This is a genomic window from Nocardia carnea (assembly GCF_029868855.1).
Lineage (GTDB): Bacteria > Actinomycetota > Actinomycetes > Mycobacteriales > Mycobacteriaceae > Nocardia > Nocardia carnea_A.
Genome location: NZ_JARWOV010000311.1, coordinates 1 through 15860, shown reverse-complemented (window position 1 = coordinate 15860; position 15860 = coordinate 1). Strand labels below are relative to the sequence as shown.

At 68.2% G+C, this 15860-nt stretch carries 15 protein-coding genes and 1 pseudogene; 6 read left to right on the top strand and 10 right to left on the bottom strand.

Annotation, left to right across the window (positions count from 1 at the left end; translation table 11 throughout):
* A partial coding sequence (locus tag QH195_RS32200) for a hypothetical protein (RefSeq protein WP_280438167.1) occupies window positions 1-620 on the top strand: 620 nt, incomplete at its 5' end.
* A gap of 35 nt (window positions 621-655) precedes the next feature.
* On the opposite strand, the gene QH195_RS32195 is transcribed toward QH195_RS32200, so the two are convergent.
* Window positions 656-1585 (bottom strand): zinc-binding dehydrogenase, encoded by a 930-nt coding sequence (locus tag QH195_RS32195; RefSeq protein ID WP_280438166.1) that lies wholly within the window; start codon window positions 1583-1585, stop codon window positions 656-658.
* Window positions 1586-1709: 124 nt separating this feature from the next.
* On the opposite strand from QH195_RS32195, the gene QH195_RS32190 reads away from it, so the two are divergent.
* The gene (locus QH195_RS32190; protein ID WP_280438165.1) at window positions 1710-2366 is read left to right on the top strand and encodes a TetR/AcrR family transcriptional regulator; all 657 of its coding nucleotides are present in this window, start codon (window positions 1710-1712) and stop codon (window positions 2364-2366) included.
* Window positions 2366-3055, top strand: coding sequence for a nucleoside/nucleotide kinase family protein (locus tag QH195_RS32185; RefSeq protein WP_280438164.1), 690 nt, complete (start codon window positions 2366-2368; stop codon window positions 3053-3055). Before QH195_RS32190 ends, QH195_RS32185 begins: the two co-directional genes overlap by 1 nt.
* Here the strand turns inward: QH195_RS32185 and QH195_RS32180 are convergent.
* The 6 genes from QH195_RS32180 to QH195_RS32155 all read right to left on the bottom strand — a co-directional run bounded on the left by QH195_RS32180 (window position 3012) and on the right by QH195_RS32155 (window position 10579).
* Window positions 3012-3965, bottom strand: a complete 954-nt coding sequence (locus QH195_RS32180; protein WP_280438163.1) for a PfkB family carbohydrate kinase — start codon at window positions 3963-3965, stop codon at window positions 3012-3014. The two genes, QH195_RS32185 and QH195_RS32180, sit on opposite strands and share 44 nt — an antisense overlap.
* A 94-nt stretch (window positions 3966-4059) precedes the next feature.
* The gene (locus tag QH195_RS32175) at window positions 4060-5223 is read right to left on the bottom strand and encodes an NAD(P)/FAD-dependent oxidoreductase (protein ID WP_280438162.1); all 1164 of its coding nucleotides are present in this window, start codon (window positions 5221-5223) and stop codon (window positions 4060-4062) included.
* Between the two features lie 178 nt (window positions 5224-5401).
* A complete protein-coding gene (locus QH195_RS32170) occupies window positions 5402-6385 on the bottom strand; it encodes an NAD-dependent epimerase/dehydratase family protein (protein ID WP_280438161.1) in 984 nt (327 codons plus the stop codon).
* A 315-nt stretch (window positions 6386-6700) separates the two neighbouring features.
* A complete protein-coding gene (locus QH195_RS32165; protein WP_280438160.1) occupies window positions 6701-7849 on the bottom strand; it encodes a polysaccharide pyruvyl transferase family protein in 1149 nt (382 codons plus the stop codon).
* 103 nt (window positions 7850-7952) lie between these two features.
* Window positions 7953-9242 (bottom strand): hypothetical protein, encoded by a 1290-nt coding sequence (locus QH195_RS32160; RefSeq protein ID WP_280438159.1) that lies wholly within the window; start codon window positions 9240-9242, stop codon window positions 7953-7955.
* Between the two features lie 23 nt (window positions 9243-9265).
* Window positions 9266-10579: a PucR family transcriptional regulator gene (locus tag QH195_RS32155; protein WP_280438158.1), complete on the bottom strand. Its 1314-nt coding sequence runs from the start codon at window positions 10577-10579 to the stop codon at window positions 9266-9268.
* Window positions 10580-11172: 593 nt separating this feature from the next.
* On the opposite strand from QH195_RS32155, the gene QH195_RS32150 reads away from it, so the two are divergent.
* Window positions 11173-12306, top strand: coding sequence for a hypothetical protein (locus tag QH195_RS32150; RefSeq protein ID WP_280438157.1), 1134 nt, complete (start codon window positions 11173-11175; stop codon window positions 12304-12306).
* 38 nt (window positions 12307-12344) lie between these two features.
* Window positions 12345-12992 (top strand): ankyrin repeat domain-containing protein, encoded by a 648-nt coding sequence (locus QH195_RS32145; protein WP_280438156.1) that lies wholly within the window; start codon window positions 12345-12347, stop codon window positions 12990-12992.
* Window positions 12993-13029: 37 nt separating this feature from the next.
* Here QH195_RS32145 and QH195_RS32140 read toward each other — a convergent pair whose 3' ends face one another.
* The 3 genes from QH195_RS32140 to QH195_RS32130 are packed head-to-tail and all read right to left on the bottom strand — an operon-like array spanning window position 13030 to window position 15111.
* The gene (locus tag QH195_RS32140) at window positions 13030-14313 is read right to left on the bottom strand and encodes an ArsB/NhaD family transporter (RefSeq protein ID WP_280438155.1); all 1284 of its coding nucleotides are present in this window, start codon (window positions 14311-14313) and stop codon (window positions 13030-13032) included.
* A gap of 28 nt (window positions 14314-14341) precedes the next feature.
* Window positions 14342-14839 carry a CBS domain-containing protein gene (locus tag QH195_RS32135; RefSeq protein ID WP_280422544.1) on the bottom strand — a complete coding sequence of 166 codons (498 nt, stop codon included), beginning with the start codon at window positions 14837-14839 and terminating at the stop codon, window positions 14342-14344.
* Entirely contained in the window at window positions 14836-15111 is a 276-nt protein-coding gene (locus tag QH195_RS32130; protein WP_280422545.1) for a hypothetical protein, read from the bottom strand. Before QH195_RS32130 ends, QH195_RS32135 begins: the two co-directional genes overlap by 4 nt.
* A 172-nt stretch (window positions 15112-15283) precedes the next feature.
* Here QH195_RS32130 and QH195_RS32125 point away from each other — a divergent pair.
* Window positions 15284-15664, top strand: a pseudogene (locus QH195_RS32125) (HAMP domain-containing protein); the annotation flags it as partial.
* Between the last annotated feature and the right edge of the window lie 196 nt (window positions 15665-15860).

Sequence of the window (15860 nt, the reverse complement as noted above, 5' to 3'; positions counted from 1 at the left end):
CCTGGCGGCATGCGGTGCGGGGGGCCATCCAACCGCCCTATCACCCGCGGATGCTCACGCCACTCACGGGGGCCCCCGCGCGCTCGGCGGTCCGCGGCACCCTCATCGACTTCTGGCGCCGGATCCTGGCCGCCATGCCGGTTTCGATGTTCGACGGTTTCGTCGAAATGGATATTCCGCGGCTGCCCGCGGCGCCCTTGCCGCGTCACGTTCTCCTGTTCGCCGAACTCGGTCAGCTGGCGGAATCGACCGAGCTGGCGCGGGTGATCTCCCGGCAGATCTGGGGCACGGGGGAGCGGGCGATACGGAACCGGCGGGCCTTTCTCGCCGACCTCGCGCCCGCGCACACCGCGGTGGCGGAGCGGATGGCCGCTGCCGACCCGCCGCTACCAGGGGTGGAACTGGACCTGTATGTCGGCGCACACGCGGCGGCCCGCGGGCGCCGTGACACCGAGGGGTTCCGTCGCGAGCTGGCACACGGTGTCACGCGCGGCGATCGCGCGGTGGCGCGCTATTGGGCACTGACCGCCGAAGCGCTCGGCACTGCCCACACCACGGGCGGTGTCCAGCAGTGGCTGGACACCGCGCTCCTGCGTTCGGTCGAGCCGAGCGGCGGCTGACGGCGAGGCCGGGTCGTGGGGAACGTGCCGGACGCTCAGCGCAGTTCGAGCACTGCTTTGCCGTGCAGGCGGCGTGACAGCAGCGCCTGGACGGCCGTGTCGGCCTCCGACCACGACCCGCGCCAGGTGATGTTCGGGTCCAGGGCGCCGGTTGCCACCTGGCCGGCCAGCCAGCCGAAATCGCGGCTCAGGCCGGTGCAGCTCAGGAGGAAGAATGTGGTGATCGACCGATCGTGGCGGCCCTGATCGCCGAGGAACGACCCGTACGGAAAGGTTTCCGCGGCACCTGCCGCGTGGCCGACCGCCACCACCGTGCCGCCTTCGGAAAGGCGCTGGTACGCGTCCACGAGTTGCCGGCCGCCGACCAGGTCGATCACGCCGTCGACCGGCTCGGAGAGATCGCTGGGGCCGGTGACGACTTCGGTCGCTCCGAGGTCGCGCAGACCGGGCGTATGGGTGGCCGGATCCGCGGTCGTCGCGATGACGTGTGCGCCGGCGCGGTGGGCGAGCTGGACGGCGTAGCGGCCGGTGCCTCCGGTCGCGCCGGTGACCAGCACCCGGCGTCCGAGGATCGGGCCGAGCCGGTGCAGCGAGCGTAGTGCGGTGGTTGCGGCGACCGGGATGGTGCTGATGGCTCCGTGGTCGGCGTGCGCGGGAACGATGCCGATCAGATCGGTATCGGCCGCGCGTAGTTCCGCCCAGGCCCCGTCCGCGCCGAGGGTGACCACCGGGGTGCCGGCCGGTGGGCCGGAACCGTCGGCGGCAGCTCGTTCCACGATCCCGGCCGCGTCCCAACCCAGTACGGCACCGTCGGTGGCATCGGCGAGCCCGTGCCGGATCTCGCCGCTGTTGAGCGAGGTGGCGGTTACGCGTATCAAGGCCTGGTTCGGTGCCGGTTCAGGATCGGGGGCCTCGCCGAGGCGCAATCCGGACGCTGCGGACCTGTCGACGACCAATGCGTACATATGTCGATGCCTTTCGGATGCCGGGGTGGCGGCAGGTTCTCCACCGCCACGAAATGTGCCACTCGGTGGCAAATGATGTCAAGGGGCAATAGTCAACCGAAGGCAGTAGCGCTATCGTGTCGGTATGGCCGATGTGGTGCGGGAGCGGTTGCCGCTACGGGAGCGCAAGAAACTGCGCACGCGCGAGGCGCTGATCGACACGGCGCTGGAACTGTTCACCGAACGCGGTTTCGACAGCGTCACGCTCGACCAACTCTGCGATCGCGTCGAGGTATCCAAACGGACTTTCTTCCGCACCTTCACCAGCAAAGAAGACGTGGCAATGGCGCCACTGCGTGACCTGTGGGGAGCTTTCCTCGCGGATTTGTCCGATCGGGAACCGGAGCCCGTACCGCTCTCACGAACACTGCAGGAAGCTCTCCTGGCGGCGCTGGACCGGATGCCCCGGGACGGCTGGGCCGATCGCGCCGTGCGCAGCCACCGACTCGCGCAGTCCACGCCGTCGATGGCCGCGAGCAATCTCGAGTTCTGCGCCCGCACCGTGCGCGCCGCGCTCGAGATCCTGCGGGAGCGTTTCGATATCGAACCCGGCGCCGACCCCCGCCCCCGTCTCGCCCTCGATATCGCCGTCGCCGCTTTCCACTGCGCCCTCGACACCTGGATCGAGGGGCCCGGCGATGCCGGTACGGCTGCCCTCACGAGTCATACGCGCGCCGCCCTCGCCGCCGTACCGGATGCGCTCACCATGACGGTGAACCTGCGGGTGGAAACCGGAGTGTGATGGACGAGGAAACCGGGTCTCTCGTCACGGTCGACGATCTTGCCCGGCAGGTGGCGTCGGCTGCGAACCGAATCGGCTCGGGTCGCCGGTACCTGCTGGGTATCGCCGGACCGCCCGCGGCCGGTAAGTCCACTGTCGCGACGCGACTGGCCGCGGCCCTGAACCGGCGGGACGCAGGCCTGGCCGGTATGGCGCCCATGGACGGTTTCCACCGGACCACCCGAGAACTCACGGCGGCGGGAGAGCTCGAACGAAAAGGGCAGCCGCACACTTTCGACGTGCCCGGGTTCGTCGCGAGGCTGCGCGCCCTGCGGAATCCGGCGGCGGGTATCGAGGTCGGGTGGCCGGTATACGATCGCGAGATCCACGACCCTGTGCCGGACGGTGTGGTTTTCCGGCGACAGCGGATCGTCGTGGTCGAGGGCAACTATTTGCTACTGGACGAACCGGGCTGGCGGGATGCGCGCTCGCTCCTCGACGAGTGCTGGTATGTGGATGCCGGGGCGGAGTCGATCGAGCGGCGCCTCTACGAGCGGCACCGCGCAGGAGGGAAGACGCCGGAGGTCGCGCGGGCACAGATCGCGCACAATGATCTGCCCAATGCCACGCTCGTGTCCGGAACGCGCGCGCGGGCCGATGTCGTGCTCACGCCCCGGGGTGAGAAGTACCTCGTCCGGTCAACTCGCTGAGCCGAGTACACCATTCCCTGGTGCCGAAGAACCGGCAGGAGAAACTCGCCACCTCCGATGCCAGCGTGAGCGCGTGCACGAAATCGTGACCGGTGCTCGCGTAGTGGCAGAACGCGCCGTGCAGGATATCGCCCGCGCCGAGCGTGTCCACAGCACGGGTTTCCGGGATATCGATGCGGAATTCGCGGTCACCGGCGAGTCCGATGATCGGTTCGCCGCCGTTCGTGATCGCAATGTTCTCGACGCCGGCGGCGCGCAGATACGCGAGTACGGCGCCGGCATCTCCCGGAGTGATACCGGGTGGCGCGAATGCTGCGGAACAGATCGCCGACCGGATGTGCGGGAGCAGGGCGATATGGGAATCCTTGAACCTGCCCGCGTCCAGAACTGCCGGGATGCCGAGCGAGCAGGCCCGTTCGCAGAGACCTGCGGCCAATGCCGGATAGTGCCCGTCGACCAGCACGACGTTCACATCCGCGAGCAACTCCGCGAGACGGTGGTCGTATTCGACGTCGATGCGGGCGCCGTCGAGCGAAACGATCGTACGGGTGGCGGCCGACTCCGCGACCACAATGGACGACACCGGAGGCTGGTGGTCGCTGCCGGCGCGGACATCGACCACCCGCACGCCGTGCGCGGACAGGTCACTGCGGATCAGGTCGCCGAGGCGGTGGCTTCCCACCGCGGTGACGAGGGTGGGAACGCCGCCGAGCGCGGCATAGGCGACCGCGGCGTTGGTGGCCGGCCCGCCGGCACCGATGAACTGGTCGAGAGCCTGCGTTTTCGTGTCCTCCGCCGGATAGCTGTCGACGTGGTAGGCGATATCCACCGTCGAAATACCCGCGAACAAGCCGGTTTTCCGACCGGTAGATGTGCTGTCCCGGCTCATATCATCGTCCTGTTCGCTCATGTCACCGTCAACGGGCCGGATTGCATATTTCCACGCCGATCGGGTGCTCGCGGCGGAGGACCGGTACACCCGGCCACCCGAGGCCGGGCCGAACTCAGACCGTCTGTTCTGCGTGGGTGATCCGGCGCCCACCCTTCAGCCAAAGGGACGAACCCGGTTTCACGGCCGCGCGGCGCAGTTGCCACAGAGTGCTCCGGCAGACCGCCTCCTTGAATGCTGCCGCCATTCGCCCGGCGAGGAAGATATCGACGGCGGTATCGTCGCGCCGGGCGGCCTGGATGATCCCGCCGTGCCGGCCCAAACTCACGCAGGAGCCGATGAACGCCTGGTCGATCGAGGTGGGCCGGTCGCCGGTGAGCCGGCTCAGCACCGTGTCGGCGGCCTGTGTGCCCAAGGGGATCGCGGCCTGGCAGCTCATCCGCAGCGGATGACCCGACGGTGCGGCGGCGTCACCGGCAGCGATTATGTGGTCGTCGTCGATACTGGTCAGTGTCTCGTCGGTGATGAGCCGGCCCAGCGCGTCGGTGCGTAGCCCACTGGCACGGGCCAGGCCCGGGACACCGAATCCGGCGGTCCAGATCGTCACCGCACTGGGCAGTACCGTGCTGTCGCCGAGTACCACGGCATCGGCACGGACCTCGGTGACCACCGCGGTTTCCAGCACCTCGACGCCGAGTCGCGCGAGCCGCCCGGCCACCGAGCGCCGGCCGGGTGCACTCAGGCTGGGCCCCAGGACGCCACCGCAGAGCAACTGGACAGAGCGCCCGCGTTCGGCCAGCTCGGCGGCCGTTTCGAGACCCGTGAGACCGGCGCCCACGACTACGATCGGGGAATCGGGCGGCAGGGTGGCGAGGGTTTCGCGCAGGCGATCGGCCTGCTCCAATTCCGCGATGGGGTAGGCATACTCGTCGACGCCGGGCACCGATGAGGCTGTGGCGGCGGTGCTGCCGACGGCGTAGACGAGATAGTCGTAGACCAGGCCGGTGCCTGTCGACAGCTCTACGGTGCGGGACGCGGTGTCGATCCGTTCGGCGGTATCGACCACCAGCCGGACGTCCGCGCCGAGCAGCGAATCGTATGCGGCGGTGGCCGAACCGGTGCCGGCGGCGAGCTGGTGCAACCGGATACGTTCCACGAATTCCGGGCGCGGATTCACCAGGGTGATCTCGATATCGGTGCGGCGCCGAAGGCGGTTGGCCGCCGCGATACCGGCGTATCCGCCGCCGATGACGACCACATGCGCACGTTGACCGGACATGGTGGCTCCTTTTGTAGAGGTTTCTACTAGGCAGACGGACCGGGACGGTGTGACGTGACGCGTTGTGACGACAGTCATGGGTGCAGGACCTCGCACGCGGAACCGGACGAGCGAGCGCGCCGAACCGACGCCGGACACTTCGAACCCGGCCGCCCGGATACCCCTCCGCTGCCGTCGGTCAGCCGGCCGCGGCCAGCGCCGCGTCGTCCGCTGCGGTGTCCGCATCGGTCCAGCCGGCGCCGGACGGTGGGTTGGCCATATGCCAGCGCACCGACTCCACCACCCGTCGGCGTGGATCGGCGGGTGACCAGCCGAGAAGCTCCTGCGCGCGGGCGACGGAGATCAGCAAGTGCTGGGCCGGTGCGCCGGTGAGGGCGAGGTCCGGCGGCAGGACCGCCTCGGGGACCGTGACCAGTTCCGCGGTCGAACCGGCGGCGTCGAGGATCTGTTGTAACCAGGTACGGATGGGTACGGTCTGCGTTTCACCCAGATTGACGGGCAGCCCGTCCGCTGTCCGGTGGTCCAGGGCGGCGAGGACTCCGGTCGCGAGGTCGTCGACATATCCGCGGGTCCAGAGGAGATTTCCGGCGCCGATCGGGATCCGGGTGCGACCGGCCCGTAACCTGCGCAGGATCAGGTTTTCCCGGTGCTGCCGGTCGTGCGGTCCGTAGATCACCGGTAGCCGTAACACCACCGCGCCGCGCGCCAGCCAGCGGTCTTCGACATCGCGTTTGCTGTAGTCGTCGGGGACCTCCGGCAGATCCGCGCCGCGGTACGGGTACCGGTCACGCCGCAGCTCCGCATCCTCGGTCAGCGGCACCGGCGAATCGCACCGGCCGGCCAGCAGAGCCGCATGTGCCTGGTAGACGTCCTGGCTGGACAGCACCACGGTCGGCACCTCGGGCAGCACCGGCAGTACCGCATCGACGCCTGCGGCGGTGAGCGCGCAGCTGTCGATCACGGCCTCCGGGGCGAAAGCACGGATGCGGTCGCGGTGCTGTGCGAGATCGTGTCGATCGGTGAGTAGATGCTCAACGGGTAGCCAGTCCGCGGGTTCACTACGACTCCGGTGGACCAGCAGCACCTGATCGCCGCGTGCATGGAGACGTTCGACAACACGCCGGCCCAGAAACAGTGTTCCTCCGAGGATCAGAACACGCATAGCGCCACCCTAGCGCCGGACAGACCGAGACCGGGGCGCGAGCTGCACAACACCACGGCGGACCGAACCGACCGCGGAGCTATCGACGATGCCGATCGGCAGTCCCCGAGAAATGCGGGTAGATCTCACGCTGTGGCGCATCGCGGAATGATCGGCGCCGGCGAACTCGCTCGCGGCCCTGATCTCCTATCGCTGAAACTTCTGCTGCCCTTGGTTGCGGCCATCGCGGTGGCCACGCGTCGAGTTCGACACTGCGGGACGACCGGCGCGGTGGCGACGTCGTGATGACCATGGCGGAGGTTGCAGCAGAGGCGATCACGGCGGTGCAGCGGAAGTATCGTCCGTCGCTGTGGGGGCGTAGACAGCTCGGGCAAGAGCGAGTTTCGCCCGGCGTGCTGCCGCGATCACGGAGCCGTCGAAGCCGGTGCCGGTCGGACGCGGCGGGACCCGACGGGGATCTTCCAGCATCCTCCACCCCGAGCCGAGTTCGATGAGCGAACGATGTTTGGTGGCATAGAAATCGGTACTGACCGGGATCGCCACCCCCGTGGCGCCCGCCGCTGCCGCGACCAGATGCATATGGAACCGCGTGGTCAGCCACGTCTGCCCGGCCGCGGCCGGCAACCCGTGCTCCCATACCTCGACGAACGGATAGAACCGGGCGCCGGGCAATTGGTGTTCGATGAGATCGAAGACTTTCCGGTCCTCGCCCGGAATGGCTTCCACCACGCCGACCCGTTCGGGCGGCACCTGCCAGGCGCGCAGAATCCGCAATACGGTCGAGGCCAGCGCATCGATTCCGATATCGAGCTGATCGCTCTGCAGGCACAGCATCACTTCGGGCGGGTCGTCCTCGCCCGTCCGAAGCTTCGGTGGCGCCAGGAAGGAATCGTCGGTACCGGGCGCGGTGCCGAGCAGGTCGGCGGATGCCCGGTCGCGTACGTCGGCGATATCGAATTCGGCGGCGGTGGCCCGCACCAGCTCGGCGGCCCCGCCCGGCTCCGGGAACAACCCGAGACCGGTCGCCGCGCAACGGGCGCCGGAGGCACGGGCAGCCGCGGCGGCCCCGGCCGGCAACCCGATATGCCGCGGCCAGATCCGGTTGATGTAGCCGCCGCCGAGCAGATGGATCACATCGGCCCGCCGCAACAGCGCGATACCGCGATCCCATCGCGGCGCCAGCCCGGGGTCGGCTACCGCCCGGCGCACCCACGACGCCACCTGCCACGGGTTGTCCGACGGCGCCTCCCAGGACAGCCGCCACAGGGTATCGGTGAAACGCACCCGCGGATGCAGATCACCGAGCAGAATCTGCGCCGGGCCGGGGGAATGCGTATCGACCCATACCGCCGCCTCGGGCGCGGTTTCGGCGAGGTACCTCAGCCAACCGGCGGTGATGAGCTCGTCCCCGTAGTTCGGGTGGCCCGCCGGACCGGCCAGATAGTAGAGCGGTCGTGCGTCCATGCGGCTCCGATCGAGCGAGGAAGCGTCCGGTCATGGTACCCGGGCGCGGAGCCGTGGCATCTGGGTAGGTTTTCCCTGCTCCGGATCGGTGGGTGTAACCGGCCTATCGGCTCGTATCCGCGAATCCGATTCCGACGACAGTGGTGTCGAAGTCGGCGCTGCCGGTGAGGAATTCTTCGGAGGTGCTCTGATAAACGAGCATCGGCCGTCGTGGGTCCCCTGTTTCGGAGTGGTTGGCGCGCCACCAGGTGTCCGTCGGCGCGTCGTACCAGGCGTAATCGAAGTTGAGAAAACCCAGGCGGTTCTGATTGAAATCACCCCACATATTCACTTGCCCGGTGGCATGTCTGGGGGTGAAGCGTCCGTGCTTCGGAGTGTCGGTTGCTTCGCCCCGAGGACGGCCGTTGTCCAGGATCTCCCGGCCGTTCGAATCGCGGACATGGTCCTGGCCGGACCAGAGATGTTTGGCGAAGATGACCGGCTCCCAATCCGCGGGGGCTCCGGTGGTGGGGAGGTCGTCGCCGACGCCGGTCAGTTTCGACAGGTCCGGGTCCTCCTGTACCCGGCGCAGGAAGCCGGTGGTATCGGGCGGCCGGCTGGCGAGGAGGTCGTCGAACTTCGCGGCGTAGTTCCGGGCGATGGCGAGCGCCTGGTGGCCATCGTGGACCCGCGCCTCGGTCCGAGCCGCACGGGCCTGTGCGACTCGGTCGGCCGGAATATCCATCCAGGCGTTCCGGGCCGCTGTCCGTGCCTGTTGCAGGTCGTACTCGGTCTCCAGCGCCCGATCGATTCGCTCCCGGACGGCTGGACTCGCGTCGGTGGTATCCGGGCGGCGCCTGGCCTCGGCGAGATCCTCGTAGGCGGCCACCCGCAACGCCCGGCAACGGCGGACCTCGGCATTTGCGGCTTCACCGAGCGCTGTCGCGGTGTCGTGCCGCGGTGTTCTGGGATAGCCGAACATCAGGTTCAGGGGTGGGTTCCCGCTGGTGTGGCCCAGTCGCAACATTGTCATTCCGACACAGCCGCGGTCCAGGGTCCGCAGTTCGTCCGCGGTCATCCGCCGCCCGATCCGGCGCTCCCACATGGTGATGTACTCGGCCTTGGTGAAGGTCCGCCGCCGCAGCGGGCGGCCGTACATGTCTCGGTGCGTGCCCGGATCGAGGCGCCGGTCGATGAGCAGATCTCCATTGTCGCGGTCCCGGCTCACCGCGGCGATTCGCGCCGCGAGGTCGAGGTCGCGACCGGTCATGATTCGCGACCCGCGGGTCAGCGTGCCCGAGATACCGCGGATATGCCTGTTCCCGAGGGCGTCGGTGGAATTCTCGGCCATTGCGCGTAGACGGGTCACGAGATGCGCGACGAGTCCTCTCGCGGCCGGCCGGTCGTCACCCATACAACCCTTCCTGTGTGGCTCCGTCAGGAGGGTGGCCGGAGCACGTTCCGGCCGAGGAAGCGGCAAATTCTCAGGGCGAGCGCGATATCCAATTTCTCGTGCCCGGTTCCGCTGCCGCGGGTGGCGTCGACCGCTTTGGTGATGCGGTACTTCACGGTATTGCGGTGCAGGGTCATCTGCTGGGCGGTGTGGACATGGCTTTCACCGGTCTCGTAGAAGGTGCTCAGCGTGTCGCGTAGTGCCGCCGCCTGATCGGTGTCGTCGGCGAGCGACCCGAGTACCTCGCGCACCCATTCGCGCGTCGATTCGAGGTCTCTGGCCAGGAGCGAGACCACCGCCACGCCGGGATCGCCGAAACCGATCGTCCGGTGATCGGTGGGTGTTCCCGGCACGGTGGCGACGAAGTACGCGGCCCCGGCCTGCTGATGGGAGCGGCGGAATCCGGCGAGTCCCCGGCCCGGGAGGCCGACGGCCAGCCGCACTCCCTTCGGCAGGTCGGCTGCCGCCCGCAGCTCGCCGGCGTCCACCGCGGGTCGCCGGCCGAATGGGAGCCACACCCACATCGTGCGCCGGTCGACGGCCGTCACCAACGGTGGGCCGTCGGCGCGTGACGCCCGCGCGAGCATTCGGGTGCAGGCATCGAGCGAGGCGACGATAGCGGACTCGTCACCGCTTGTGTACCAGAGAATCACCGCCAGATGTGTCCGGTCGAGCCGGTAGCCGGTTTCCGCTTCGAACCCCGCCGAGTCCGGTGTCGTCGTGTCCAACAGCGCGTGCACAGTGGCGGCGTGCACCGTGCCCCGGGCGTTCATCCACCGCATGCGTTCGGTCTCGTAGGTTTCACAGACGTACTGGCTGATCCAGTCGGTATACGCGTAGACGCTCTGGGTGAGCCGCTGCAGTACCGCCAATCCCAGCTCCGTCGGCAAGGCCAGCCGGCCCACTTCGTCATAGCACATTCGCATCATGACGTCCTGGCCCATATGGTATGCGCGCATCAGGAAGTTGAACGGCAGCTCACGCTGCGCCATCCGCCGCGCGTATTCGACTGCCGCCATCGGAGGTTGGAGATGATCGACCGGGATGTCGTTGGCCAATATCTCGATCATGGTCGCCACATTGGCGTGGATACTGGCGGCGCGTAACTCCGTGAGCCGTGGTTCGGCGCGGGTGTAATCGATCCGCTGGGTGATCCGCCGGGTCATCGCCGCTGCGATTTCGGCCTCCCGGGCGCGTAGTCCCGTCCCGATCTCCACGGTGAGGGCGGAAACCCGGGCGGGTATCGGTTCCTCGGGCGCCCCGCCCCGGCGCGTCGGGGGTCCGGCGGAAACGGTCATGGCGCGGACCTCTCACGGTATGGGCGAACGAACAGGCCGATGGCCGCTCCGGACGGTGCCTGCATCGGCTTTCCTGGTCGGCGTGACCCGAAGGGTAACCAGCAGGGCGCGGTCGGGAAAGGTGTCGGCGAACCACAGTTGGGAGGGGGTTTTGTGCACAGTGCACAGGGATTCCGCCGACTGTCGAATGTGCGCAGTGCACTACCGGCGGCACAAGTTGTGGTCACGCGGGACATTTCGTCGTCGGCGCGTGCTGCCTACCTTCGGAACATGGTGGACAGCCGACGACGTCGAGTTGTGTCACCGCTCATCATCACTCGAGAGGAAATCGCATGGTTCGCACTGTTGCAGGCTTTTCGGTGCGGAACCGGCGGGGGACGCAGTCGCCGTTATGGTCTCGGTCGCATCGGTGACCGCGCAAATATGGGACAACGCTCCGCCTCGGGGCGACCGCGCGGTTACTATCGCCGAATGTGCGGAGTTATCGGCCGGTTACAGCCGGTTCCGAGCCTGCTTCTCCATGTTGTTGGAGGTCTGACGGGCAGGCGCGTGCCGCACCTCCGGCGGTGATACCCGCGAAGAGGCTGGTCGACATGGCCGGCCGAATCCGGGTGGCCGTGCACCACGGGTGTGGCGACCTCGCGGGACGGGTGCGCGCGATTTCCGGGACTACGCACTCGGGGCTCGGTGAATTCCGGCGCGCCGACCGGCTGGATACGCCCGGTACCGATCGGGCGGGCCCGTTGCGCCGATACGGCGACGGTGGCGGCTCCCGGGCCGAGGGTGGCGGTGCCTTCGCTGTGACTATGCGTTCCCGGCAGGCGCAACCGGCCGACCGGACGCTGGCCGATCTGGCCGATGATGTCTATTTCCCGGACCGCTCCCGCCCCATATCCGGGTTCGTCCGGCTCGACCGGACCGAAGTGGAAAGGGCGGGAATCCCGCCGGAGGCGATGAACGACGTGGCGAGTGGACTGACCAGTGCGCTGTACCGCGACGATGCGGGGCGGTACGTACTGGCCTTCGCGGGCACCTACCGGACCAGCCTGCGCAGCTGGAAAACCAATTTTGCCCAGGGGCTGGGAATACCGGCCCGCCAGTATGTGCTGGCGGGCCGCTTGGGCAAACTGGCCCGCGGGGCCTTCGGTGACGATCTGGTGATCACCGGTCACTCCCTCGGGGGCGGGCTGGCGACGACGGCCGCGCTCAAATCGGGTGCACCGGCGGTGACCTTCAATCCCGCCGCGTTGTCCGATCAGACGATCCGCGGTCTCGGTATCGACGCGGCGGCGGCACGGGAGTATGCCGCGGCCGGGAATATCCGCACCTATGTGGTCGCCGGTGACCCGTTGACGGTGTTGCAGGACTCGCACTGGTTGCACCGCTCGATGATCGGCGGACTCGCCGGCGGGATCCTGGGATCTTCGCTCGGCGGTGCGATGGGCGGTGCGATCGCCGGAACGGCCGGGCGGGTAACCGGCAGTACGACCGGGAAATTCGTCGGCGCCTATGTCGGCGCCGCGATCGGCGGTACTGCCGGCGCGGCCGGTACCGCAGGTGGGCTCGCTCAGGTGCGACCCGCGCTCGGTGCCAGAATAGATCTGCCCGACCCGCTGCCCGCCGAGAACAACGGCCGGGTGGCGCACTCGATCGATATCCACGAGATGCCGGGTGTGCGCCTGGCGCTCGACCGGACTCAGCCGTGGTCGGATCGGTCCGGCAGTTGAACTTCCGGACAGAGCCTGTATCGAAGGGAAGGCCCGCGATGGCGACACCGTTCGACGGAACCGGTATCGAATCCGCGGCGACGGCGATCGCGGCCCGCGACGAGCGACGTCTGGCCGCGGCGCTCGCGTCCGGTATCGATCCGGATGTCGCGGGTGCCGAAGGGATCACCCTGCTGCACTGGGCGGTACTGAACCGGGCGGATGCCGCGTGTGCCATGTTGCTGGCGGCAGGCGCCGATGCGCTCCGGCCGGATCGGGACGGCGATACCCCTGTTCACCTGGCGGCAGCGGCCCCCGACCCCGTATGCCTGACGAAGCTTCTCGGTCACCACGCCGACCCTGATGCCGTCAATCCGCACAGCGGCCGGACCCCCCTGCTGACGGCGGTTTTCCACCAGCGCGGCGCGAATACTCGCGCCCTGCTCGCCGCCGGAGCGGACCCCGATATCGCCGACCACGCCGGTGAAACCCCGTTACATATCGCCGCCGAACTCGACGAGCACGAAATCGTCCTCGAACTGTTGCGGGCCGGCGCCGACCCCGCGGCCAGAAATGGGCAGGGCGCCACCTTCCAGCGCTACCTGTTCATGACCCCGCCGGCGCTGCGGCCCGCGGCCGTGCGCCGCGATCTCGCGGAGATCACCGCCTGGCTCGCCGGCAACGGTGTCCCGGTGGAGCCGTCCTGAACTCGGAGTTCCGGCGGCGGACGACCGCAGTCGGCGATCAGAAATAGCGGAGCACGATATACACCCAGGCGAGCACGCTGCTGAGCGCGGTCACCACGATGCCGTATCGGGTGAACTGCCAGAACGTGATCGCATGCCCGGCCCGCTGGGCGATACCGAGCGCGACCACATTCGCGCTCGCGGCGACCGCGGTGCCGTTTCCGCTGAAATCCGCGCCGAAGGCGAACGACCACCACAGCGCCCGGCCCTGTTCTGGATCGGGCGTCTGCTCGACCAGTCCTTCGACCACCGGCGCCATGGTGGTCGTGTACGGGATGTTGTCGATGAAGGCGGCCGCCACCGCCGACCCGAAAACCAGGACGCCCGAGGCCAGTAGCGGGTTGCCGCCGAATGCCGAGACGGCCGCGTCGCCGAGCAGGCCGATGACTCCGGTGTGCACCAGGCCGGCCACCATCACGAACAAACCCATGAAGAAAACCAGTGTCGCCCATTCGACTTCCCGCAGGATATCGCGGATATCGAGCCCGGAGATCAGCACCATGGCACCCGCACCGAGCAGGGCGATGATCGACGGCGCCACATGCAGCCACGAATGCAGGCCGAATCCGACCACCACCCCGGCGAGTATGAGCATCGAACGGGTGAGCAACCGCGGGTCGGTGATGGCGCGGCGCTCCTGCAGGGTCATCACCGTGGTGATGTGCTTCGAGGGCTCCCGTAGATGCGCACGGAACAGCCAGCGCGTGAACAGCACGAACAGTACGAAGATCACCGCCACCGCGGGTGCCATGTGGATCAGGAAATCGTTGAAGCTCAGGCCCGCCCGGCTGCCGATGATGATATTGGGTGGATCGCCGACCAGGGTGGCGGCACCCCCGATATTGGCGGCCAGCACTTCGGCGACGAGGAACGGCTGCGCGGCGAAACCGAGCCGCCCGCACACCACGATGGTCACCGGCGCGACCAGCATGATGATGGTGACATTGTCGAGGATCGGGGAGGCGACCGCGGTGATGATCATCAGCATCACCATCAGCCGGAACGGGCTGCCGCGGGAGCGTTTTGCGGCCCAGATCGCCAGGAAGTCGAACAGGCCGGTGTGTTTGACGACGCCGACGATCACCATCATGCCGAGCAGCAGGAAGATGACGTTCCAGTCGATCCCGGCGTGGGCGTTGTAGAAGACGTCCTCACCTGGGACCAGGCCCAGCACCGTCATGGTTGCCGCGGCGATCAGCACGACCTTGACCTTGTCGGCGCGTTCGGTCGCGATGAACCAGAACGCCCCGACGAAAATGGCTACCGCCAGGATCTGATTCATCGGCTACCTCGCCTCGGCCCGGCGGGTTTCAGTCCTCGGGCCCGGCGACGGCCAGGCTGATCAGCAACCGTTCGAGGGTTATTCCGCCGATGAGGGCGTGCGCGCGGTCCACCACCGCCACGAGGGGGCTGTGCCGCTGTGCCATCAGGGCCGCGATCTCGAGCAGGGTCGCGTCACGCCGGACAACGGCGGGCCGGGGCGCGTGCTGCGGGAGACAGTCACCGACGGTGAGATGTCCCGGTTCGCGCCAGAACAGTTCGGCGTTCAGTTCGTCGATGGTGCGCACGAGCGCCGGGTCGTTCTGATACGAACTGGGGATCGCCAGCCGCAGCACCTGCGTGCCCGGCAGCACGGCCACCGGCCGGTCCGCCTCGTCCACCACGATCATGCCGGGCAGCCGGTTCACCACCATCAGGCGCATAGCCTTCGCGACGGGGTCGCCGGGCCGGACGGTCGGCAGGTGGACGGCGATATCGTGAGCTTGCATCGGAGGGTCCCGTCGCGCGTGCGGGGAAAGTGTGGTCATGGCCGGGACCTGTCGCCGGTGAGCCGGTCCACCAGCCGCTCCAGCCTCGCCACCCGATCGGGTAGGGGCGCGCTGTGCAGGAGATCGGCGAATTGGTCGGCTTCGTCGGTCCCCAGGGCGACCGAGTGGATGGGTTCGTCGCCGGCGCCGTGGTAGACGAGGATGCGTTTGGCGCCGTCGGCGCCGGTGACCAGTGCGAACCGGTCACCGTTGCGGGTTCGCAGATGGTGCACGGTGCCCTGGCCCGGTACGGTGCTGCGGTCGATGTACACCCGAACGCTCCTCCCTCCACCGATTTCTTCGTTCTCAGTTTTCGTGAGCGGGGGTGGCGCCGACCATCGGTGCCGGCACCCATCTGTGGTGGCCGGCGCTGTGTAGTTCGCCGCCCGGAAATGGGTGCCGGACCTCATGGACACTCCGGCGATCGGCAACCAGACTGAGGTGATGGACCGTCCGGGAAGTGGTATCGGCCTGTTCCGGCGGCACACCCGGACCCCGGCGGATGCGCTGTTCCGGCGGATCTTCCTGATCAACGGGCTGGTGTTCACGCTGGGGACACTGGTGCTCGCGCTGTCGCCGGCGACGGTGTCGTCGCGGGTGCGGTTGACCGAGGTGCCGGTGCTGGTGGTGGGCCTGGCGGTCATCCTCGCGGCCAATGCCTTCCTGCTGCGGACCAGCCTGGCCCCGCTGGACGAACTCATCGCCTCCATGCGGCGGGTCGATCCGTTGCGGCGCAGCGGCCGGGTCGACGGCCGGGGCAACGGCGATCTGTCCCATCTGATCGACTCGTTCAATGCCATGGTCGACCGGCTCGAGACCGAGCGGGCCGGGGGGGGGGGGGGCGGGGGGGGGGCGGCGCCGGCGGGGCCGCGGGGGAACGGGGCGGCGGCCCCCCCGCCCCAATGGAGTTTTTAAGCGAACGCCCAGAAATAAAAGGGCCAAAACCGGCCGAAATAGAAATAAGAATAAAAAAATTTAATTGTCGAACAAATAGTTTTAGTACGCCTGATTGTCACCCGAA